The organism is Streptomyces sp. NBC_01546 (genome assembly GCF_045208355.1).
GTDB lineage: Bacteria > Actinomycetota > Actinomycetes > Streptomycetales > Streptomycetaceae > Streptomyces.
This window is the reverse complement of the sequence record NZ_CP109379.1, coordinates 6567491-6588213: the sequence shown is the minus strand read 5'-3', so window position 1 is coordinate 6588213 and position 20723 is coordinate 6567491. Positions and strand designations below refer to the sequence as shown.

The following is a 20723-nucleotide window of genomic DNA, read 5'->3' as shown; positions in this document are numbered from 1 at the left end:
GGCCGCCGCACACACGAAGCCCCCGGTCGTTCCCCCGTGATCGGGGGCTTCGTGCTGCCCCCGATCACCCACAGCTTCACACAGAGTCACCGGGCACGCCCGGGACACACCCCCGAACCGGGCCCGTCGCACCCTACGTAAGGTGCGAAACCGCAGGTACGATGCAGCCCTGATTTCATCGGCGCAATGGGCAACTCACGCACTCGAAGCGGGGGTTGCCGCGCACCACGGGGGCACGCTTGTGGGGGACGTGATGGATTTCGGCACGCCGGGCAGCACGCACGCCCCGGCCGAACTCGCCTGGCTGCGCGGGGTCGACGCCTGCACCATGGGCGCCTATCCGCAGGCCGAGGAGGAGTTCCGGGCGGCCGTAGGACTCGATCCCGCGATGGCCGACGCCTGGCTGGGCCTGCACGCGCTCCGGGTCGACACCACCAACGCGTTATTGCGCATGTACGCGCACCGGGACCGCTTCGGGGAACAGCGGGCCCGGCACCGGCGGACCCTGAACTCCTGGTACTGGCTGGGCTGGTGGGTGCAGCCGGTGCTGGAGAGCCGGCGGGACCTGCTGCTGGCCCACGCCTCGCACTGGCTGGACGGCCGCCACGTGCCCGAGCTGGACCAGGCACTCGCCGCCCTGCCCCCGGTGGACACCGATCCGCAGGTGCGGTTCCTGCACGCCTGCCGGGCCTATCTGGTCAAGGACTGGGAGCAGTTGGTCCGGCAGACCGAGCCGCTGGTGGACGATCCGCTGCTGGGCATCGAGGCGGGGCTGTTCGGCGGGATGGCCCGGGTCCGGCTGGAGATGTACGGGCAGGCGGAGCCGATGCTGTCGGCGGCGCTGATGCGGTGCCGCAGCGAGCAGCCGCAGCGCAAGGAGCTGCGCTACTGGCTGGCGCGGGCGCACGAGGGCACCGGGCGCAGTGCGGCGGCGCTGCCGCTGTACCGGGCGGTGCACCGGGTGGACCCGGCGTTCATGGACACCGCGGCCCGGCTGACGGCCATCGAGGACGGCGACGACACCGACGGCATGGCCGGGATGACCGGGTACTCCGGATTCGGGAGCTACGGCGGGCACGGCCCGCCCCCGGCGGGCGGGGACTTCGCGGCGGTGGCGCTGGGCGGCGGCGGTCCCGTCCAGGACATCGCGGCGGACGGCCAGGCGGAGCCCGACCCGCTGACCTCGCCGCCCCCCGCGGGCCGGGTGGAGGGCGCACGGCGCAAGGTGTCCGTGCCGCCGCAGGGCGCGCCCACGGGGCTGCCGGCCGGACCGGCCGACCCGGAGGCGCTCGCCGAGGCGCTGGCGGAGCTGGAGCGGATGGTGGGGCTGGAGCCGGTCAAGCGGCAGGTGAAGGCGCTCTCCGCGCAGCTGCACATGGCGCGGCTGCGGGCGGGGCAGGGGCTGCCGGTGCAGCCGCCGAAACGGCACTTCGTGTTCTCCGGGCCCTCCGGCACGGGCAAGACGACGGTGGCCCGGATCCTGGGCCGGGTGTTCTACGCGCTGGGCCTGCTGGGCGGCGATCATCTGGTGGAGGCCCAACGCGCCGACCTGGTGGGTGAGTTCCTCGGCCAGACCGCCGTGAAGGCGAACGAGCTGATCGATTCGGCGATCGGCGGGGTGCTGTTCGTGGACGAGGCGTACAGCCTCTCCAACTCGGGCTACAGCAAGGGTGACGCGTACGGGGACGAGGCCCTCCAGGTGCTGCTGAAGCGGGCCGAGGACAACCGGGACCACCTGGTGGTGATCCTGGCGGGCTATCCGGCCGGGATGGACCGGCTGCTGTCCGCCAATCCGGGGCTGTCCTCCCGGTTCACCTCCCGGGTGGACTTCCCCAGCTACCGGCCGCTGGAACTGACCGCGATCGGCGGGGTGCTGGCGGAGGCGAACGGGGACGGCTGGGACGAGGAGGCCCTGGAGGAACTGCGCAGCATCAGCGGGCACGTGGTGGAGCAGGGCTGGATCGACGAACTCGGCAACGGCCGGTTCCTGCGCACCCTGTACGAGAAGAGCTGCGCGTACCGGGATCTGCGGCTGGCCGGCTTCCCGGGCGAGCCGTCCCGCGACGACCTGGCGACGCTGCGGCTGCCGGACCTGATGCAGGCCTACGGGGAAGTCCTGTCGGGCCGCGGCCCCCAGGACCGCCCGGAGCCGCCGCCGCTGTGACCGCTCGAACGCCGGCGGGGCCGGAATCGCCCTTCTGGGCAATCCAGCCCCGCCGGCGCGCGGGCTAGGCGCGGGCCATCGGGACTCGGTGGGACGGGTCGCGGACCTCGCCGACCAGCATTTCCAGGACGTCCTCCAGGGCGACCAGGCCCAGGACCCGGCCCCCCGGATCGGCGACCTGGGCCAGGTGGGTGGCGTCCCTCCGCATGACGCTGAGGGCGTCGTCCAGCGGGAGCGTGGCGGACAGGGTGGTCATCCGGCGCCAGACCCGCTGCGGCACGGCCCGCTCCCGGTCCTCCAGGTCCAGCACGTCCTTCACGTGCAGGTAGCCCATGAAGGCGCCGTTCTCGGAGCGGACGGGGAAGCGGGAGTAGCCGGTGCGGACCGTCAGCTGCTCGATCTGCCGCGGGGTGGCGGAGGGGCCGACCGTGACCAGACGGCCCGGCGAGAGGAGCACGTCGGTGACCGGACGGCTGCCCAGCTCGAGCGCGTCCTCCAGGCGCTCCTGCTCACCGGGCTCCAGGAGCCCGGCCTGCCGGGAGTCCTCCACGAGCCGCCCCAGCTGGGCGCTGGTGTAGACGGCCTCGACCTCGTCCTTCGGCTCGACCTTGAAGAGCCTCAGGACCAGGTGCGCGCAGGCCCCCAGCGCCCTGGTGACCGGCCCGCACAGACGGGCGAAGGCCACCAGGCCGGGGCTGAACCACAGGGCGGTCTTCTCGGGGGCGGCCATCGCGAGGTTCTTGGGGACCATCTCGCCGATGACCAGGTGCAGGAAGACCACGGCGGCGAGCGCGAAGGCGTAGCCGAGGGGGTGGATCAGGCCCTGGGGTACGTGGACGGCGTGGAAGACGGGCTCCAGCAGCCGGGCCACGGTGGGTTCGGCGACCGCGCCGAGGGTGAGCGAGCAGATGGTGATGCCGAACTGCGCGGCGGCCATCATGCGGGGCAGGTTCTCCAGGCCGTGGAGCACCTGACGGGCCCGCTTGGAGTTCGCCGCGAGCGGCTCGATCTGGCTGCGCCGTACGGAGACGAGTGCGAACTCGGCGCCGACGAAGAAGCCGTTGGCGAGGACCAGCAGCAGGGCGAAGAGGAGCTGGAGCACGTTCATCGGGCAGCGCCCTCCAGCTCGGCCGGCTGCGGGGCCGGGGCGTCGGGCCGGCCGGCGCCGCGCAGTGCCGCGCGCCCGGCCTCGGGAGCGGTCCCGTAGGAACCGGCCGCGGGGACCGCCGTGAGCCGGACCAGCCGCACCCGCTCCGCGCGGTTGCGGCCGACCTGACGGACGGACAGCCGCCAGCCGGGAAGCTCCGCGCGGTCCCCGGGGGCGGGGATCCGGCCGAGGAGGTCCGCGACGAGGCCGGCGACGGTCTCGTACGGGCCCTCGGGCACCTCCAGGCCTATCCGGCGCAGGGTCTGCACCCGGCAGCTGCCGTCGGCCTCCCAGGAGGGGCGGCCGTCCTCGGCGGGTACGGCGGCCAGCTCGGGTCCGTCGTCCTCGGCGAGGTCGTGCTCGTCTCGGACCTCGCCGACGAGTTCCTCGACGATGTCCTCCAGGGTGACCACACCGGCGGTGCCGCCGTACTCGTCGACGACCACGGCCATCGGCTGTTCGCTGCGCAGCCGCTCCAGCAGCGGCTGCACCGGCAGGGAGCCGGGCACCAGCAGCGGGGCGACGCTGATCCGGCCCACGGTGGTACGGGCGCGCTCCGGCTCGGGCACGGCGAGGGCGTCCTTGAGGTGGACCACGCCGGTGATCTCGTCGATGCGGTCGCGGTAGACCGGGAAGCGGGACTTGCCCGTGGCGCGGGTCAGGTTGAGCACGTCGGCCGCGGTGGCCGTGTGCATCAGGGCGCTGACCTTCACCCGGGGGGTCATGACGTGCTGGGCCGTGAGCTCGCCCAGCGAGAGGGTCCGTACGAAGAGGTCGGCGGTGTCCTGTTCGAGGGCGCCGGCCTGGGCCGAATGACGGACCAGGGAGACCAGTTCGCCGGGGGTGCGGGCGGAGGCCATCTCCTCGGTCGGCTCCACGCCGAGCGCCCGTACGAGCCGGTTGGCGACGGCGTTGAGGCCGGCGATCACCGGCCGGAAGGCGCGGGAGAAGGCGTGCTGGGGGCCGGCGACGAAGCGGGCGACCTGGAGCGGCCGGGAGATGGCCCAGTTCTTCGGGACGAGCTCGCCGACGACCATCTGGACGGCGGAGGCGAGCAGCATCCCGATGACCACGGCGACGCCGGAGGCGGCGCCCCCGGACATGCCGGTCGCGGCGAGCGGCCCGGCCAGCAGTGCGGCCAGGGCGGGTTCGGCGAGCATGCCGACCACGAGGGAGGTGATGGTGATGCCGAGCTGGGTGCCGGAGAGCTGGAAGGACAGCTCCCGCAGGGCCTTGACGACCGTGCGGGCACGGCGGTCACCGTCGGCTGCGGCGCGCTCGGCCTCGGGCTTCTCCACGGTGACGAGCCCGAATTCGGCTGCCACGAAGAAACCGTTGGCGAGGATCAGGACGAAAGCCGCGCCGAGCAGGAGTAGCGGGGTGGTCATGCCGCCGCCTCCGTGGGGAGGGCGGCGCGGGTATTACCGGACGATCCGTCCATTGCTGGAGGGAGTCACTCCTCAAGTCGCAGGGTGCCCGCAGGCAGGCCCCGGGGTCCCGGGGCAGGCGGGAGGGCGCACAGCTGCGCCCCGCCACCAGGGTAGTCATTGAGATCGCGGCCGCAACGGTACGCAGCCACGAGGTTCGGCGGGCTCAGTGGTCGGTTGCGCCGGTTCCCCTGGTCTCGGCGAGGGCGCGCAGGGCGCGGGCGTCGCCGATCGCCTGGGCCCGGGCGACTCCGGGCTGGATGCCGAGGGCGGGCAGGCTGGTGCCGTCGCTGAGGTCCAGGAAGACCCACGGGTCGCCCGGGCGGAGGTTGACGCGCAGGATCTGCGCCCACTCCAGGCGGCGGGTGGTGGTCAGGTTGACGACGGTGACGCCGGCCTCGTCCGCGACCACCTTGGGGCGGCTGAGCAGGACGAGGACGGAGGTCAGCAGGACCGCGGTGAAGACGAAGCTGATCCGCTCGCCCGTGCTGAGGGTCTCCAGCAGGAGGGCGATCGCCGTGATGGTGGCGAACATGGCGAGCCCGACGCTCAGCAGGACCGCCCGGGTGCGGGTCGGCCGGAAGGTGACCGGCAGGGCGGGCGGTACGGGCTGGGCGGCGGACTCGGTCATGGTGTGCGCTCGGTTCTGCGAGAGGGGGTCAGAGACGGCAGGCGTGGATCGAGGTGGTGAGGATCGCGCGCGCGCCGAGCTCGTACAGGTCGTCCATGATCCGCTGGGCCTCCTTGGCCGGGACCATGGCACGGACCGCGACCCAGCCCTCGTTGTGCAGCGGGGAGACGGTCGGCGACTCCAGGCCCGGGGTGAGGGCGACCGCGCGCTCGAGGTGCTCGGCGCGGCAGTCGTAGTCCATCATCACGTAGCTGCGGGCCACCAGGACGCCCTGGAGACGCCGCAGGAACTGCTGTGCGCGCGGGTCGTCGGCGTCGGTGCCGTTGCTCCGGATGACGACGGCCTCGGAGGTGAGGATCGGCTCGCCGATGACCTCGAGGCCCGCGTTGCGCAGGCTGGTGCCGGTCTCGACGACGTCCGCGATGATCTGGGCGACGCCGAGCTGGATGGCGGTCTCGACCGCGCCGTCGAGGTGGACGACGGAGGCGTCGATGCCCTTCTCGGCGAGGTGCTTGGCGACGATTCCCTCGTACGAGGTCGCGATGGTCATCCCGTGGAAGTCCTCGGGGCCCTTCGCGGTGCCGGGGAGGGTCGCGTAGCGGAAGGTGGAGCGGCCGAAGTTCAGCGCCAGGATCTCCTCGGCGCTGGCGCCGGAGTCGAGCAGCAGGTCACGGCCGGTGATGCCGATGTCGAGCCGGCCCGAAGAGACGTAGATCGCGATGTCCTTGGGGCGGAGGTAGAAGAACTCCACCTCGTTCTCGGGGTCGACGACCACGAGCTCCTTGGACTCCTTGCGCATCCGGTAGCCGGCCTCATGGAGCATCGCCGACGCCGGTCCGGAGAGTGAACCCTTGTTGGGGACGGCGATGCGCAGCATGGGGCTTCCTTTGGTGCGTGGGATACGCGGATACAGGGATGCGGGTGGGGTGTTCGTGCCGGAGATCAGAGGTGGGAGTAGACGTCGTCGAGGGAGATCCCGCGCGCCACCATCATCACCTGGACGTGGTAGAGCAGCTGGGAGATCTCCTCGGCGGCGGCTTCCTTGCTCTCGTACTCGGCGGCCATCCAGACCTCGGCGGCCTCCTCGACGACCTTCTTGCCGATGGCATGGACGCCCTTGGCGACCAGCTCGGCGGTACGGGAGGTGCTGGGGTCGCCGTTGGCGGCCTTGAGCTGGAGCTCGGTGAAGAGCTCTTCGAAGCTCTTGGAGGATTCGTTCGCCATGATGGTCCTCAGAATACGGGGTTCCCCCACGCCACTCAGCGCCAGGGTTCGCTGACCGTCCGCAGGGTCATGGCGGTGGAGACGGCGGCGGTGACCGCTTCGTGCCCCTTGTCCTCGTTCGACCCTTCGAGCCCGGCGCGGTCCAGCGCCTGCTCGTCGTTGTCACAGGTCAGTACGCCGAAGCCGACGGGGACTCCGGTGTCGATCGACACCTGTACCAGGCCCTGGGTGACGCCCTGGCAGACGTAGTCGAAGTGCGGGGTGCCGCCGCGGATGACCACACCGAGGGCGACGATGGCATCGTAACCGCGACCGGCCAGTACCTTCGCCACGACCGGGAGCTCGAAGCTGCCGGGGACGCGCAGCAGGGTCGGCTCGTCGATGCCCAGTTCGTGCAGGGCCCGCAGGGCGCCGTCGACCAGTCCGTCCATGACCTTCTCGTGCCACTGGGCGGCGATGACGGCGACGCGCAGGTCTCCGCAGTTCTTCACGCTCAGTTCGGGTGCGCCCTTGCCGCTCACAGCTCTGCTCCTCGGTGGTTCGTGTTCGGGTGTGTGGTTACTGGGGTTACTGGGGTTACGGGGATTGCCGGGGTTGCCAGTGTTACTGGTTGCCGCAGGCGGACGTGGTCACGGCCCCGTCCAGCCAGGGCAGGTCGTGGCCCATCCGGTCCCGCTTGGTGCGCAGGTACCGCAGATTGTGCTCGCCCGCCTCCACCGGCATCGGCTCCCGGCCGGTGACCGCGATGCCGTGTCGTACGAGGGCGGCGGACTTGTCGGGGTTGTTGGTCAGCAGCCGGACGCTGCGCACGCCGAGGTCGGCGAGGATCTGGGCGCCGGCCCCGTAGTCGCGGGCGTCGGCGGGCAGGCCCAGTTCCAGGTTGGCGTCGAGGGTGTCGCGTCCGCGCTCCTGGAGTTCGTACGCGCGCAGCTTGGACAGCAGTCCGATGCCGCGGCCCTCGTGGCCGCGCAGGTAGACGACGACGCCGCGGCCGGCGGCCTGGATCCGCTCCATGGAGGCGTGCAGCTGGGGGCCGCAGTCGCAGCGCTGGGAGGCGAAGATGTCGCCGGTCAGGCATTCGGAGTGCATCCGGACCAGGACGTCCGTGCCGTCGCCGATCTCGCCGTGGACCAGGGCCACGTGCTCGACCCCGTCGACGGTGGAGCGGAAGCCGTAGGCGGTGAAGTCGCCGAAGGCGGTCGGCAGGCTGACCTCGGCCTCGCGGCGCACGGTCGGCTCGGCGGAGCGGCGGTAGGCGATCAGGTCCTCGATGGAGATGATCGTCAGGCCGTGCTTGCGGGCGAAGGGGATCAGCTCGGGCAGGCGCAGCATGACGCCGTCCTCACCGGCGATCTCCACGATGGCGCCGGCCGGGCGCAGGCCCGCGAGGCGGGCGAGGTCGACGGCGGCCTCGGTGTGGCCGTTGCGGACCAGGACGCCGCCGGGCTTGGCGCGCAGCGGGAAGATGTGGCCGGGGCGGACGAAGTCGCCGGGTTCACTGGCCCCGTCGGCGAGGAGCCGCAGGGTGGTGGCGCGGTCGGCGGCCGAGATGCCGGTGCTGACGCCGTGGGCGGCGCTCGCGTCGACGGAGACGGTGAAGGCGGTCTTCATCGACTCGGTGTTGTTCTGGACCATCTGGGGGAGCTCGAGCCGGTCCAGCTCGGTGCCCTCCATGGGGGCGCAGATCAGGCCGCGGCACTCGCTCATCATGAAGGCGATGATCTCGGGGGTGGCCTTCTCGGCGGCGATGACGAGGTCGCCCTCGTTCTCGCGGTCCTCGTCGTCGACGACGACGATCGGCCGGCCTGCGGCGATGTCGCGGATGGCCTGCTCGACGGGGTCGAGGCGGAAGGTCTCCTCCAAGCCCCCTTCGAGGTTCTCTTCGGGGATGGCGGGCACGGGCTTGAGGCTGGTCATGCCGTTGCTCCTTCCAGGGCCGGGGCGGTGGTGGTGCGCGAGCGCTGGTACCAGTCGTATGCGCCCCACAGCACGAGGGCGAAGTACACGACGTACACGAGGCCGGAGAAGGCCAGGCCGTTGTTGAAGGCGAGGGGGACGCCGACCAGGTCGACGAGGAGCCAGGCGAACCAGAACTCGACGAGACCGCGGGCCTGGGCGACCATCGCGACGATGGTGCCCACGAAGATGTAGGCGTCCGCCCACGGGCTCCAGGACAGGTGCGGGAAGGCCGTGAAGAGGCCGCCGACGGCGAGGGTGCCCAGCGCCGCACCGGCGAGGAGCAGTCCGCGCTCCTTCCAGGTGGCGGTGCGCACGGCGATGGAGCCGTCCTGCGCCTGCTGCCGGCCGCGCTGCCAGGCACGCCAGCCCCATACGGCCACGCCGATGACGAGCAGCTGCTTGCCGACGCCGCCGGAGAGGTGGGCGGAGGCGTAGGCGGCGATGAGGATCAGGCCGGAGAGGAGCTGGGCGGGCCAGGTCCACAGGGAGCGGCGCCAGCCGAGGGCGAGGGCGGCGAGGCCCATCAGGTTGCCGATCATGTCGGACCAGATGACCTTCTGGCCGAAGACGGTGAAGGCCTCGGCGTTGAGCCAGGTCAGGGCGCTCACTGGTCGTCTCCCGTCGCGTGCAGCGGGTTCACGCCGGCGGCCAGCAGGCGTTCGACGTACTTGGCGAGGACGTCGACCTCGAGGTTGACCGGGTCGCCGGGCTGCTTGATGCCCAGCGTGGTCAGCGCGAGGGTGGTCGGGATGAGGCTGATGGTGAACCAGTCGGCGGCGGCCTCGACCACGGTGAGGCTGACGCCGTCGACCGTGATGGAGCCCTTCTCGACGACGTAGCGGGAGAGGTTCTCCGGGAGGGCGATCCTGACGATCTCCCAGTGCTCCGAGGGGGTGCGGGAGAGGATCTCGCCGGTGCCGTCGACGTGGCCCTGGACCAGGTGGCCGCCGAGCCGTCCGCCGAGGGCCATCGGGCGCTCCAGGTTGACCCGGGAGCCTTCGGTCAGGGCGCCGAGGCTGGAGCGGTTGAGGGTCTCCTGCATGACGTCGGCGGTGAACTCTCCGTCGGCGGTGTCCACGACGGTCAGGCAGACGCCGTTGACGGCGATGGAGTCGCCGTGCTTGGCGCCCTCGGTGACGAGGGGGCCGCGCAGGCGGAAGCGGGAGGCTTCCTCGAGCTGCTCGACCGCGGCGACCTCGCCCAGTTCTTCGACGATTCCGGTGAACACTTCAGTGCTCCTTGGGGGCTGCGGGGACGGAGGGAGCCGTGGGGACGGCGGTGATGCGGATGTCCGTACCGATGCGGACGGTCTCGGTGATCCGGAGCCGGAGCGCGTCGGTGAGGGTGCCGATGCCGGCGTCGGCGAGGGCGGCGGGGCCCGCGCCGAGGAGGACGGGGGCGAGGTAGCCGACGACCTTGTCGACGGCGCCCGCGGCGACGAAGGCGCCGGCCAGGGTCGGGCCGCCTTCGAGGAGGACGGAGCGGACCCCGCGCCGGTGCAGCTCGCCGAGGAGGGCGTCCACGGAGATCCCGTACTTGTCGTAGGGGAGCCGGGCCAGCTCCACGCCCTCCAGGTGGCGGGTGGCCGCCTCTTCGAGGCTCTCGGCAACGACGATCAGGGTGGGGGCGGCCTCGTCCAGGACGCGGGCGGTGGGCCGGATGGTGGCGTGGGTGTCCAGGACGACGCGCAGGGGCTGGACGGCCCCCTCGATGCCGCGGACGGCGAGGTGCGGATCGTCGGCGCGCAGGGTGCCGGAGCCGACGACGACGGCGTCGGCCTCGGCGCGCAGCCGGTGGACGTCGGCGCGGGACTCCGGGGAGCTGATCCAGCGGCTGGTGCCGTCGGCGGCGGCGATGCGGCCGTCGAGGGTGGCGGCGTACTTCCACAGGATGTAGGGGCGTCCCAGCCGTACGGAGGTCAGCCAGGCGGCGTTGCCCGCCTCGGCCTCGTCCGCGAGCAGCCCGGCCTCCACGGTGACCCCGGCGTCGCGCAGGGTGTCGGCGCCGCCGCGGGCCTGCGGGTTCGGGTCGGAGACGGCGTACACCACGCGGGTGATCCCGGCTTCGAGGAGGGCGCGGGCGCAGGGCCCCGTACGGCCGGTGTGGTTGCAGGGTTCCAGGGTGACGTAGGCGGTGCCGCCGCGGGCTGCCCCGCCCGCCGCGTGCAGGGCGTGGACCTCGGCGTGCGGGCCGCCGGCCCGCTCGTGCCAGCCCTCGCCGACGACGGTGCCCGAGGCGTCGGTGATGACGCAGCCGACGACGGGGTTGGGGCTGGTGGAGCCGAGTCCGCGGGCGGCGAGCTCGACGGCTCGGCGCATGGCGCGGGTGTCCGCGTCGGGTGCTGCGTGCGCGGCGTGTGTCGCCACCGGGTCCTCCTGCCTCATCGGGCACGGACTCCGGGGCCTGTCGGGATACGACAGATGAAGCGGAACAGCTCACACGGGGACGCCGAGGCCGGAAAAACGGTCCGCTCCGCCACATCCGCAGGGATGTGGCGAGGAACCGCCGACGGCGGCGTACCGGTCACTGGCCCGCCGCGCACTGCCTCCCATCCGGACTTTAACCGTCGGTCCAGGAATCTCACCTGGTCAACCGGCCGCTGGCTGCGGACGGGTCGCGGACTATAACCGCCGGTTCGGAATTACACCGACCCCGGAGTGCGCTGCTTACTGGTACTCCAGCCAGTTTGCCACGGGTGATCGGCGGCCATGCGGGTGAGGGGGTGTGGCCTGGCTCACACGGAGGCCCGCACGGGCGGACCCGGCCCAGTGGACGCGGGGTTGGTCCAGACCTATTGACGGGGTGGTCTAGTCCTCTTAACGTTCCCTTCATCTTCCCCGGGAACAGCCCGTCAGATGTGCGCACGTCACGGGCCAACACGCTTCACATTTCCGCATGTTGTGTCCTGTTGTGTCATGCCATCCTCCCCTCCCCAGGAGGCACAATGCTGTCCCCCACACGTACGAGAGCGATGCTCCTGGCATCCGGCGCCGCAATCGCCGGACTGCTGGTGGCCGGGCTCTCGACGGGCGTCTCGCACGCCGCCGACAACGAGAGCTGTCGCCCCGACGGGCTGTACAAGACGGCCGGCGCCGACGTCCCGTACTGCTCGGTGTACGACACCGAAGGCCGCGAGAAGATGGGCGCCGACCACCAGCGCCGGGTCATCGGATACTTCACCGGCTGGCGCACGGGCAAGGACGGCGCCCCCGCCTACCTCGCCGGCAACATCCCGTGGTCCAAGGTCACCCACCTGAACTACGCCTTCGCCCACGTGGGCGCCGACAACAAGATCTCCGTCGGCGCGGACAACGCGAACAACGCCGCCACCGGTATGACCTGGCCGGGCGTCGCGGGCGCCGAGATGGACCCGGCCCTCCCGTACAAGGGCCACTTCAACCAGCTGACCAAATTCAAGAAGCAGTACCCGAACGTCAAGACGCTGATCTCGGTCGGCGGCTGGGCGGAGACCGGCGGCTACTTCGGGGACGACGGCAACCGGGTCGCCTCGGGCGGCTTCTACTCGATGGCCACCAACGCCGACGGATCGGTCAACCAGGCGGGCATCGACACCTTCGCGGACTCCTCGGTCGAGTTCATCCGCAAGTACGGGTTCAACGGCGTCGACATCGACTACGAGTACCCGACCACCATGAAGGACGCGGGCAATCCGCTGGACTGGCAGCTGTCCAACGCCCGCCGGGCCGGACTCGTCCAGGGGTACGACGCCCTGATGAAGAGCCTGCGCGAGAGGCTCGACCGGGCCGGCGCCGCCGACGGCAAGCACTATCTGCTCACCGTCGCCGCGCCCTCCTCCGGCTACCTGCTGCGCGGCATGGAGACCTTCCAGATGCAGAAGTATCTGGACTACGTCAACATCATGTCCTACGACCTACACGGGGCCTGGAACGAGTTCGTCGGGCCGAACGCCTCGCTTTTCGACGACGGCAAGGACGCCGAGCTGGCCGCCGCGAACGTCTACGGCAGCTCCCAGTACGGGAACATCGGCTACCTCAACACCGACTGGGCGTACCACTACTTCCGCGGCTCCATGCCGGCCGGCCGGATCAACATCGGCCTGCCGTACTACACCCGCGGGCACAAGAACGTGCAGGGCGGCACGGACGGCCTGTGGGGCAAGGCCCCGGCGACCGCCTGCCCGGCCGGCGCGGGCCTGACCAAGTGCGGTGACGGCGCCGTCGGCATCGACAACCTGTGGCACGACAAGGACACCAACGGCGCCGAGTCGCCGGCCGGTTCCAACCCGATGTGGCACGCGAAGAACCTGGAGAAGGGGATCGTCGGCGACTACGTCACCAAGTACGGCTTCCCGGCGAACACCACGCTGACCGGCACCTACGCCCGCAAGTACGACGCGACGCTGGTCGCGCCGTGGCTGTGGAACGCGCAGAAGAAGGTCTTCCTGTCCACCGAGGACGAGCAGTCGGTGGCGGCCAAGGCCGACTACGTGGTCGACCGCGGCATCGGCGGCACCATGGTCTGGGAGATGGCCGGTGACTACGCCTGGAACGCCGCGAAGGGCCAGTACGAGATGGGCGACACGCTCACCTCGCTGATGTACGACAAGTTCAAGGCGGCCGCCCCGTACGGCGCGAAGAAGTCCAACACCGCGCTGCCGGCGCAGGCCGTGGCCATCAAGACGGAGTTCACCGAGTTCAAGCTGGGCGACTCCAACTACCCGATCACCCCGAAGCTCAAGATCACCAACAACACCCAGGCGACGCTGCCGGGTGGCACGGAGTTCCAGTTCGACTACTCCACCGCCGCTCCGAACAACGCCTCCGACCAGTCCGGCTTCGGCACGAAGGTGATCAGCAGCGACCACACCGGCAGCAACGTCGGCGGCCTGAAGGGCGACTTCCACCGGGTCTCCCTGAAGCTCCCCGCCTGGCAGACGCTGGCGCCGGGCGCCTCGGTCGACCTGGCGTTCAACTACTACCTGCCGGTCTCCACGCCCTCCAACTGGACGGTGAACATCTCCGGCACGACGTACGCGCTCGCCGGTGACCTGGCGCGCGGTGTCACGGTGGTCCAGCCGGGCACCACGACTCCGCCCACCACACCGCCGCCGACCACGACTCCGCCGACCTCTCCCCCGCCCACCACGACCCCGCCGACGGGCGGTGCGTGCACCGGCCCGGCGTACGTGGCGGGTCAGGTCTACGCGGGCGGCAGCCTCGTCTCCCACAAGGGCCACACCTGGAAGGCCCAGTGGTGGACGCAGAACGAGGAGCCCGGCACCACGGGCGAATGGGGCGTCTGGAAGGACCAGGGCGCCTGCTGACACCCCCTGGGTGAGCTGAAGGCGTGAGGATCCGGTGGCCCGGCGGCCACCGGGTCCTCGCACGTGCGGCGCATGCGCGCAGATCCATCGGGCGCCGGGTTGTCACGTTTCCGGGGGCTGTCCGGTCCATGCTGGCGAAGGCAAACGCGTCCAGCGAAGGGCAGGACCCCATGAGCACCATCCTCGTCACCGGAGGCACCGGAACCCTCGGCTCGCTCGTCGTCACCCGGCTCCGGGACACGGGCCACGAGGTCCGCGTCCTGAGCCGGCACTCCGCGGACCACCCCGTCGACCTGCGGGACGGCAGCGGGCTGGACGCGGCGATGGCGGGCGCGGAGGTCGTCGTGCACTGCGCGAGCAGCACGCGGGCCCAGGGCAAGGGCGACGACGTGGCTGCCGGGCACCTGATCGAGGCGGCCCGGCGGGCGGGGACCGTCTCGAACGTGGTCTACATCTCGATCGTCGGGGTGGATGTGGTCCCCCTGGGCTACTACAAGGTGAAGCTGAAGGTGGAGCGGCTGCTGGAGGAGTCCGGGCTGGGCGTGACGATCCTGCGTACGACGCAGTTCCACGACCTGGTGGAGCAGGTGGTGGCCATGGCGGCGAAGCTGCCGGTCGTGCCTCTGCCGTACGGGGTCCGGGTGCAGCCGATCGCGGTCGAGGAGGTCGCGGACCGCCTGGCGGAACTGGCCGTCCCGACCCCGTCGGGCCGCGTCCCGGACATGGGCGGCCCGGAGATCCGCACGCTGCCCGACCTGGGCCGCGCCTACCTGTCGGCGACGGGACGCCGCCGCCGGGTGGTCCCCCTGCCGCTGTGGGGCAAGGCGTACGCGGGCTTCCGCCGCGGCGGTCACCTGGCCCCGTCCCACGCGGCGGGCCGCGTCACGTTCGCGGAGTTCCTGGCCCGACGGGCGCGGTAGACCGCAGGCCTACCCGCCGAACAGCACCTCCTGGGCCGCCTCCCTAGCCGCCAGTCTGGCTCCCGCCAGGACCGCCGGGCCGCCCAGGGTAGTGGCGCGGACCTCCGTGGGGACCGGGGTCAGGGTGGTCAGCCGGCGGGCGACCCGGGAGGCCAGGGCGGGGCCGCCGGCGCGGCCCAGTTCGCCCGCCAGGACCACGCATCCCGGGTCCAGGACCGCGGTCACCGCCGCCGCGCCCAGGGCCAGTCGTTCGGCCAGGGCGTCGAGGAAGGCCTCCCCCGCGGCTCCCGCCACGGCCTCCTCCGCCGGACCGGCGAAGCCGTGTTCGCGGGCCAGCGCCGTCACGGCTTCCCGGCCGGCCAGGGCGTGGAAGCCGCCCCCGCAGTCGGTGGCCGAGGGCAGGCCGCCGGTGCCGGGGACGGGGAGGAAGCCGATCTCGCCGGCCCCGCCGGAGGCGCCGCGGCGCAGCCGCCCGTCCAGGACCACGGCCGCGCCCACCCCCGCTCCGAGCCACAGGAGGACGAAGGAGTCCAGGTCGCGGGCCGCGCCCAGGCGCTGTTCGGCGAGGGCGGCCAGGTTGGTCTCGTTCTCGACGACCACCACGGCGGGCAGGCTCCGCTGCAGGGCCGCCACCAGGTCCCGGTGCCAGGCCGGGAGGCCTTCGGTGTCGCGGAGTTCACCGGTGGCCGGGCCGACCAGGCCGGGGGCTCCGATGACGACGGTGTGCAGTTCGCCGGCCCCGGCCTCGCGGGCGGTGCGCAGCAGCGCCTCGACCGCGTCCTCGGGGGCGCCGACCGGCAGGGCGGCCTCGGCCAGGGGGTGGCCGAGGAGGTCGGTGACCACGGCGGTCACGCTGTCGGTCCGGACGTCGAGGGCGGCCAGGTGGGCGCGGCGGGCGACGATCCCGTAGAGCTTGGCGTTGGGGCCGCGCCGCTGTTCCCCGGACTCCCCGACGACCTCGATCAGCCCGGCTTCGGTGAGCCGCTCGACGAGGTCGGCGACCGAGGGGCGGGAGAGGCCGGTCCTGGCCTTGAGCTGGGTGGCCGTCAGCGGCCCCGCCTCCTGGAGGAGTTGCAGGGCGAGGCGGTCGTTGATGGCCCGCGCCGTGCTGGGTGAGGCGGGGGACGGTACCGGCGCCGAAGTGGTCGAAGTGAGGGCAGGAGTCACGGCGCCCATCCTAGGCAGTCAAAGCAGTTAACTATCAGGCAGGGTCCCTGATAGTTTAGCTCCCATGACCGGGGAAACCGACCTCAGCCCGGCGCGGCTGCGCCATGCCCGTTTCGCGATCGCCGCCGTCTTCTGCGCCCACGGCGCCGTGACCGGCTCATTCGCCACCCGCATCCCCTGGATCCAGGAGCACGCCGAGCTCAGCGCGGGCACCCTGGGTCTGGCCCTCGCCTTCCCCGCCCTGGGCGCGGCGCTCGCGATGCCGCTGGCGGGGCGGGTCAACCACCGTTTCGGCGCCCGCGCCGCGCTGCGGGCGCTGCTGGCGCTGTGGACCCTCTCCCTCATCCTCCCGAGCCTCGCCCCGAACCTGCCCGCCCTCTGCTTCGCGCTCTTCGTCTACGGAGCCACCTCCGGCATGTCGGACGTGGCGATGAACGCGCTCGGCGTGGAGACGGAGAACCGGCTGGGCCGCTCGGTCATGTCCTCGCTGCACGGCATGTGGAGCGTGGGCGCGCTGCTCGGTTCGGCCGCCGGTACGGTCGCCGCGCACGCCGGGGCCGACGCCCGGCTGCACCACCTGATCGCCGCACTGGCGCTCACCGCGGCCGGACTGGTCGCCGTACGCGGGGTGCTGGACCTCAGGAGCGACCAGGAGGCGGGGGCTCCGCCGCACTTCGCGCTGCCTCCGAAGTCGGCCCTGCTCATCGGCGCCATCGGCTTCTGCGCGGTCTTCGCCGAGGGCGCGAGCCTGGACTGGTCCGCGGTCTACCTGCGGGACGTCCTGGACACGAACGCCGGTCTGGCGGCGGCGTCGACCACCGCCTTCGCGCTCACGATGGCCGTCGCGCGGCTGGCCGGGGACCGGGTGGTGGACCGGTTCGGGGCCGTGCGCACCGTCCGTGCGGGAGGCGTACTGGCCACCGCGGGCGGGCTGATCGTGGTCTCGGTCCGCGAACCCGCGGCGGCCATGGCCGGCTTCGGGCTGATCGGGCTGGGCATAGCCGTGGTGGTCCCGCTGGCCTTCGCGGCCGCGGCGCGCAGCGGACCGGCCCCGGCGCAGGCCATCGCGGGTGTCGCGACGATCACGTACACATCGGGACTGATCGCCCCGTCGGCGATCGGTGCGGTGGCGGACGCGACCTCGCTCGTGGTCTCCTTCGGGCTGGTCACCCTGCTGGCCTTCGCGCTGGTGGTGGGGGCCGCCGTACTGCGGCAGACGCCGGCCGCGCCCGGGGCCTCCGCAGTCAATCGGGACGAAACCGCCGGTATCCGCCCGTAACATGTCGGGGGCCCTAGCGGCCTTGATGCTTGATCAGTGGCGGATCGGAAGTGGTGGACATGGGCCTCGGCGTGCGCTGGACCCTGCACGGTGACGGGCGGACCCCCGCCCCCGGAGCGGTGGTGCGGCCGGACGAGCGGCTGTCGTGGCCGCGGACCGCGGGGCTCGGCGCCCAGCACGTCGTGGCGATGTTCGGCGCGAGTTTCGTCGCTCCGGTCCTGATGGGCCTGGACCCGAACCTGGCCATCATGATGTCCGGCGTCGCGACGGTGATCTTCCTCCTCGCCACGCGCGGCCGGGTCCCCTCGTACCTGGGCTGCTCGCTCTCGTTCGTCGGTGTGGCGGCGGCGATCCGGGCCTCGGGCGGGGACAGCGCGGTGGTGACCGGCGCCGTCTTCGTCGTCGGTGTGGCGCTGTTCCTGTCCGGCCTCGCCGTGCAGCGCTTCGGGGCGCGGATCATCCACGCGGCGATGCCGCCGGTGGTGACGGGCGCGGTGGTGATGCTGATCGGCTTCAACCTGGCGCCGGTGACGGCTTCGACGTACTGGCCGCAGGACCAGTGGACGGCGCTGCTGACCATGCTGGTCACGGGGTTCGCCGTGGTCTGCCTGCGCGGGTTCTGGTCGCGGATCGCGATCTTCCTGGGACTGGTCTTCGGGTACGGGCTCTCCTGGATCCTCGACCGCCTCTTCGGCAAGATCCACTCCACGGTGGGCGGCGAGGTCACGGACCACTGGCGCCTGGACCTCTCCGGGGTCGGCGCGGCCGACTGGATCGGGCTGCCGTCCTTCCACGCGCCGCAGTTCGAGTGGTCGGCGATCCTGGTCGCCCTGCCCGTGGTGATCGCGCTGATCGCCGAGAACGCCGGTCACGTCAAGGCCGTCGGCGAGATGACCGGCGACCCTCTGGACGACAAGCTCGGCACCGCGATCGCGGCCGACGGCGCCGCGTCGATGCTGTCCACGGCGGTCGGCGGCCCCCCGAACACCACGTACTCCGAGAACATCGGGGTCATGGCGGCCACCCGGGTCTACTCCACGGCCGCGTACTGGGCCGCGGCGGGCTTCGCGCTGCTCTTCGGCCTGTGCCCCAAGTTCGGGGCGATCGTCGCCGCGATCCCGGGCGGGGTGCTGGGCGGCATCACGGTCATCCTGTACGGCATGATCGGCCTGCTCGGCGCCCAGATCTGGATCAACGGCGGGGTGGACCTGCGCAATCCGCTGAACCTGGTGCCGGCCGCGGCGGGCATCATCATCGGCATCGGCGGGGTCACGCTGCAGATCAGCGACACCTTCGAGCTCGGCGGTATCGCGCTGGGCACGATCGTGGTGATCACCGGCTACCACGCGCTGCGGTACCTCGCCCCGGCACACCTGAAGCAGCAGGAGCCCCTGCTCGACGAGGGCACCTCCGCCTACGATGATCAGGGCGGCCGGGACACGCCGCGTTGACGGGGTTTCGCCCGAACCGGGGAAGCGTACGGCCAAGTTCCCCGGATCCGTGCCGGTGCCTGCGACTCTGCCTCCCATGGAAGCGGTGCTGGCGCGGATGCGCGCCCTGGACGAGCGGCTCCCGCCGCAGGACGGTGTCGCCGTCTTCAACCGGGTCTACCTGACGGTGACCGAGACCCTGCACCGTCGGATCGAGCACGGCGGGTTCCCGGCGCCGAGGCGGGCGCAGACGCTCAGCGTGCGGTTCGCGGAGCGGTACCTGGCGGCGGTGGACGCGGACCGGGCCCCGGCCTGCTGGCGCCCCCTGTTCCAGTACCGGCGCCATCCCGGCATCCGCCCGCTCCAGCACGCGCTGGCGGGGATCAACGCCCACATCGGCCACGACCTGGCGGTGGCGGTGGTGTCCACGTGCCGCGCCCTGGACTGCGACCCGGGCGCCCTCGAAGCCGACTTCGACCGGGTCGGCGACACCCTGGTCTCCCTCGAGGAGCACATCCGCGAGGACCTGATGCCGGGCCCCGACCTCCTGGAGATCGCCGACCCGCTGACCCACCTGATCGGCTCGTGGAGCCTGGAGCGCGCCCGCACGGGTGCCTGGGCCTCGGCCCGCCTGCTGTGGACCCTGCGCCGCTCCCCCGAGCTTGCCGAGGAGTTCCGCGAATCCCTCGACGCGGGCGTCGGCCTGGTGGGCCGCTGCCTGCTGACCCCGGGCCGGCTCAGCCGCCTGTGACGGCGAACGGGCCGCGTTCGCCGAAGGCCAGTTCCGCGAAGCGCTCGCCGATGCGGCGGTGGCCGGCCGGGTCCGGGTGGAGCCGGTCGGGCAGGGGCAGTTCGGCGAAGTCCGCCTCGCCGTAGAGGGCGCGGCCGTCGAGGTAGTGCAGGTTCGGGTCGCCGTCCGCCCGCTGCGCGGCGATGCGGGCGAGCTCCTCCCGGATGACGCCGAGCGTCAGCGACCCGGCGGCGCGGTCCGCCGGGTCGCCGAGGGCCTTGAAGCGCAGTTCCCCACCCTCGAAGTCCGGCGCGGTGGGGCCCGGGGTGTCCTCGTGGATGGGGCACAGGACGGGAGAGACGATCAGCAGCGGGGTGGTGGGGTGCCCCTCGCGGACGGTGTCGAGGAATCCGTGCACGGCCGGGACGAAGGCGCGCAGGCGCATCACGTCGAGGTTGACCAGATTGATGCCGATCTTGAGGCTGATCAGGTCCGCGGGAGCGTCGCGGATGGCGCGCGCGGTGAACGGGTCGAGCAGGGCGTTGCCGCCGAATCCCAGATTGACCAGCTCCACGCCGCCCAGGGCGGCCGCGAGCGCCGGCCAGGTGCCGGTCGGGGCGGTGGCGGAGGAGCCGTGGCTGATGGAACTGCCGTGGTGCAGCCACACCCGGCGGCCGCGGTCCGGGAGCTCCTCTACCGGGGCGTCGGTGCGCAGGGCGATGAGCTCGGTGACCTCCGTATGGGGCAGCCAGATCTCGATGTCCTTCATCCCGGCGGGGAGCCCGGTGAACCGGACGGTGCCGGGCGGGCCGGGATGCATGACCTCGGACCCGGTGGCCATGTCGACGACGCGGACGTTGCCGCCCGCCACGCTGCCCCGGCCGGCCGGGTGGCCGTCGACGAGCAGCTCGTACACGCCGTCCGGGCGGGCCGGGAATCCCTCGTAGCCCGTCTTCGTGGGGAGCGCGTCCAGCTCGACGGCCGTGGCCCCGGTCCGGAAGGCCAGCCGCACCCCGGAGGGCTGGGCCTCCATCGCGGCCAGGCTCGCGTCGGGGAACTGCTCGCGCGCGCGGGCGGGCAGCCGGTGCGGGAGCACGCCGTGCGCGGTGCGTTCCACGTCGAGGGCGCCGCGCAGCAGGTGCGCCTCGACGGGGGTGGTGATCCACGGGGCCGGGCGGGCTTGGTCGAACGGGGCAGTCATGCCCACCACCCTGCCGCCCTCGGGCCCGGTCCGCACCCGCATTTGCGCAGGCGGGCGGTCCCGCCGGGTATGAGTACGGGCCGCCGCCGCGATGTTTGCGCGGGGGCGGCCCGTGGTCACGGGGTCCGGGTGGGGGTAC

General features: G+C 72.3%; 18 protein-coding genes and 1 riboswitch. Of the genes, 6 read left to right on the top strand and 12 right to left on the bottom strand.

The window, feature by feature from the left end:
- Nucleotides 1-253: 253 nt before the first annotated feature.
- Nucleotides 254-2164 carry an AAA family ATPase gene (locus OHA89_RS30260; protein WP_406367529.1) on the top strand — a complete coding sequence of 637 codons (1911 nt, stop codon included), beginning with the start codon at nt 254-256 and terminating at the stop codon, nt 2162-2164.
- 64 nt (nt 2165-2228) lie between these two features.
- Here OHA89_RS30260 and OHA89_RS30255 read toward each other — a convergent pair whose 3' ends face one another.
- The 10 genes from OHA89_RS30255 to ribD all read right to left on the bottom strand — a co-directional run bounded on the left by OHA89_RS30255 (nt 2229) and on the right by ribD (nt 10936).
- Complete coding sequence (locus tag OHA89_RS30255) at nt 2229-3272, bottom strand: hemolysin family protein (RefSeq protein WP_215145366.1); 1044 nt, start codon at nt 3270-3272, stop codon at nt 2229-2231.
- A complete protein-coding gene (locus OHA89_RS30250; RefSeq protein WP_266610861.1) occupies nt 3269-4699 on the bottom strand; it encodes a hemolysin family protein in 1431 nt (476 codons plus the stop codon). The genes OHA89_RS30255 and OHA89_RS30250 overlap by 4 nt, the downstream gene beginning before the upstream one ends.
- A gap of 205 nt (nt 4700-4904) precedes the next feature.
- Complete coding sequence (locus OHA89_RS30245; RefSeq protein ID WP_257557300.1) at nt 4905-5369, bottom strand: PH domain-containing protein; 465 nt, start codon at nt 5367-5369, stop codon at nt 4905-4907.
- A 28-nt stretch (nt 5370-5397) separates the two neighbouring features.
- On the bottom strand, nt 5398-6246 hold the full coding sequence (gene hisG / locus OHA89_RS30240) for an ATP phosphoribosyltransferase (protein ID WP_215145361.1): 849 nt from the start codon (nt 6244-6246) through the stop codon (nt 5398-5400).
- Between the two features lie 65 nt (nt 6247-6311).
- Nucleotides 6312-6593 carry a phosphoribosyl-ATP diphosphatase gene (locus OHA89_RS30235; protein ID WP_215145359.1) on the bottom strand — a complete coding sequence of 94 codons (282 nt, stop codon included), beginning with the start codon at nt 6591-6593 and terminating at the stop codon, nt 6312-6314.
- A gap of 35 nt (nt 6594-6628) precedes the next feature.
- The gene (gene ribH / locus OHA89_RS30230; RefSeq protein ID WP_007262951.1) at nt 6629-7114 is read right to left on the bottom strand and encodes a 6,7-dimethyl-8-ribityllumazine synthase; all 486 of its coding nucleotides are present in this window, start codon (nt 7112-7114) and stop codon (nt 6629-6631) included.
- A gap of 82 nt (nt 7115-7196) precedes the next feature.
- Nucleotides 7197-8510, bottom strand: a complete 1314-nt coding sequence (locus tag OHA89_RS30225; RefSeq protein ID WP_406367527.1) for a bifunctional 3,4-dihydroxy-2-butanone-4-phosphate synthase/GTP cyclohydrolase II — start codon at nt 8508-8510, stop codon at nt 7197-7199.
- Nucleotides 8507-9160, bottom strand: coding sequence for a nicotinamide mononucleotide transporter family protein (locus OHA89_RS30220; RefSeq protein ID WP_257557292.1), 654 nt, complete (start codon nt 9158-9160; stop codon nt 8507-8509). The genes OHA89_RS30225 and OHA89_RS30220 overlap by 4 nt, the downstream gene beginning before the upstream one ends.
- Nucleotides 9157-9780 (bottom strand): riboflavin synthase, encoded by a 624-nt coding sequence (locus tag OHA89_RS30215; RefSeq protein ID WP_215145356.1) that lies wholly within the window; start codon nt 9778-9780, stop codon nt 9157-9159. The genes OHA89_RS30220 and OHA89_RS30215 overlap by 4 nt, the downstream gene beginning before the upstream one ends.
- 1 nt (nt 9781) lies before the next feature.
- Complete coding sequence (ribD, locus tag OHA89_RS30210; RefSeq protein WP_406367524.1) at nt 9782-10936, bottom strand: bifunctional diaminohydroxyphosphoribosylaminopyrimidine deaminase/5-amino-6-(5-phosphoribosylamino)uracil reductase RibD; 1155 nt, start codon at nt 10934-10936, stop codon at nt 9782-9784.
- Nucleotides 10937-11086: 150 nt separating this feature from the next.
- A riboswitch (FMN riboswitch) is annotated at nt 11087-11217 on the bottom strand.
- Nucleotides 11218-11496: 279 nt separating this feature from the next.
- Here ribD and OHA89_RS30205 point away from each other — a divergent pair.
- Both OHA89_RS30205 and OHA89_RS30200 read left to right on the top strand, forming a co-directional pair.
- Nucleotides 11497-13857: a chitinase C-terminal domain-containing protein gene (locus tag OHA89_RS30205; protein WP_406367523.1), complete on the top strand. Its 2361-nt coding sequence runs from the start codon at nt 11497-11499 to the stop codon at nt 13855-13857.
- Between the two features lie 170 nt (nt 13858-14027).
- The gene (locus OHA89_RS30200; RefSeq protein WP_215145350.1) at nt 14028-14777 is read left to right on the top strand and encodes an SDR family oxidoreductase; all 750 of its coding nucleotides are present in this window, start codon (nt 14028-14030) and stop codon (nt 14775-14777) included.
- Between the two features lie 9 nt (nt 14778-14786).
- Here OHA89_RS30200 and OHA89_RS30195 read toward each other — a convergent pair whose 3' ends face one another.
- The gene (locus OHA89_RS30195; protein ID WP_266610852.1) at nt 14787-15953 is read right to left on the bottom strand and encodes an ROK family transcriptional regulator; all 1167 of its coding nucleotides are present in this window, start codon (nt 15951-15953) and stop codon (nt 14787-14789) included.
- Between the two features lie 55 nt (nt 15954-16008).
- Here OHA89_RS30195 and OHA89_RS30190 point away from each other — a divergent pair, with 55 nt between their 5' ends.
- From OHA89_RS30190 to OHA89_RS30180, 3 genes are all read left to right on the top strand, one after another.
- The gene (locus OHA89_RS30190; protein ID WP_266610850.1) at nt 16009-17223 is read left to right on the top strand and encodes an MFS transporter; all 1215 of its coding nucleotides are present in this window, start codon (nt 16009-16011) and stop codon (nt 17221-17223) included.
- Nucleotides 17224-17282: 59 nt separating this feature from the next.
- Complete coding sequence (locus tag OHA89_RS30185; RefSeq protein WP_406368641.1) at nt 17283-18674, top strand: uracil-xanthine permease family protein; 1392 nt, start codon at nt 17283-17285, stop codon at nt 18672-18674.
- A gap of 76 nt (nt 18675-18750) precedes the next feature.
- Complete coding sequence (locus OHA89_RS30180; RefSeq protein ID WP_215145344.1) at nt 18751-19404, top strand: DUF5995 family protein; 654 nt, start codon at nt 18751-18753, stop codon at nt 19402-19404.
- Here OHA89_RS30180 and OHA89_RS30175 read toward each other — a convergent pair.
- A complete protein-coding gene (locus OHA89_RS30175) occupies nt 19391-20584 on the bottom strand; it encodes a GDSL-type esterase/lipase family protein (RefSeq protein WP_406367520.1) in 1194 nt (397 codons plus the stop codon). The two genes, OHA89_RS30180 and OHA89_RS30175, sit on opposite strands and share 14 nt — an antisense overlap.
- Between the last annotated feature and the right edge of the window lie 139 nt (nt 20585-20723).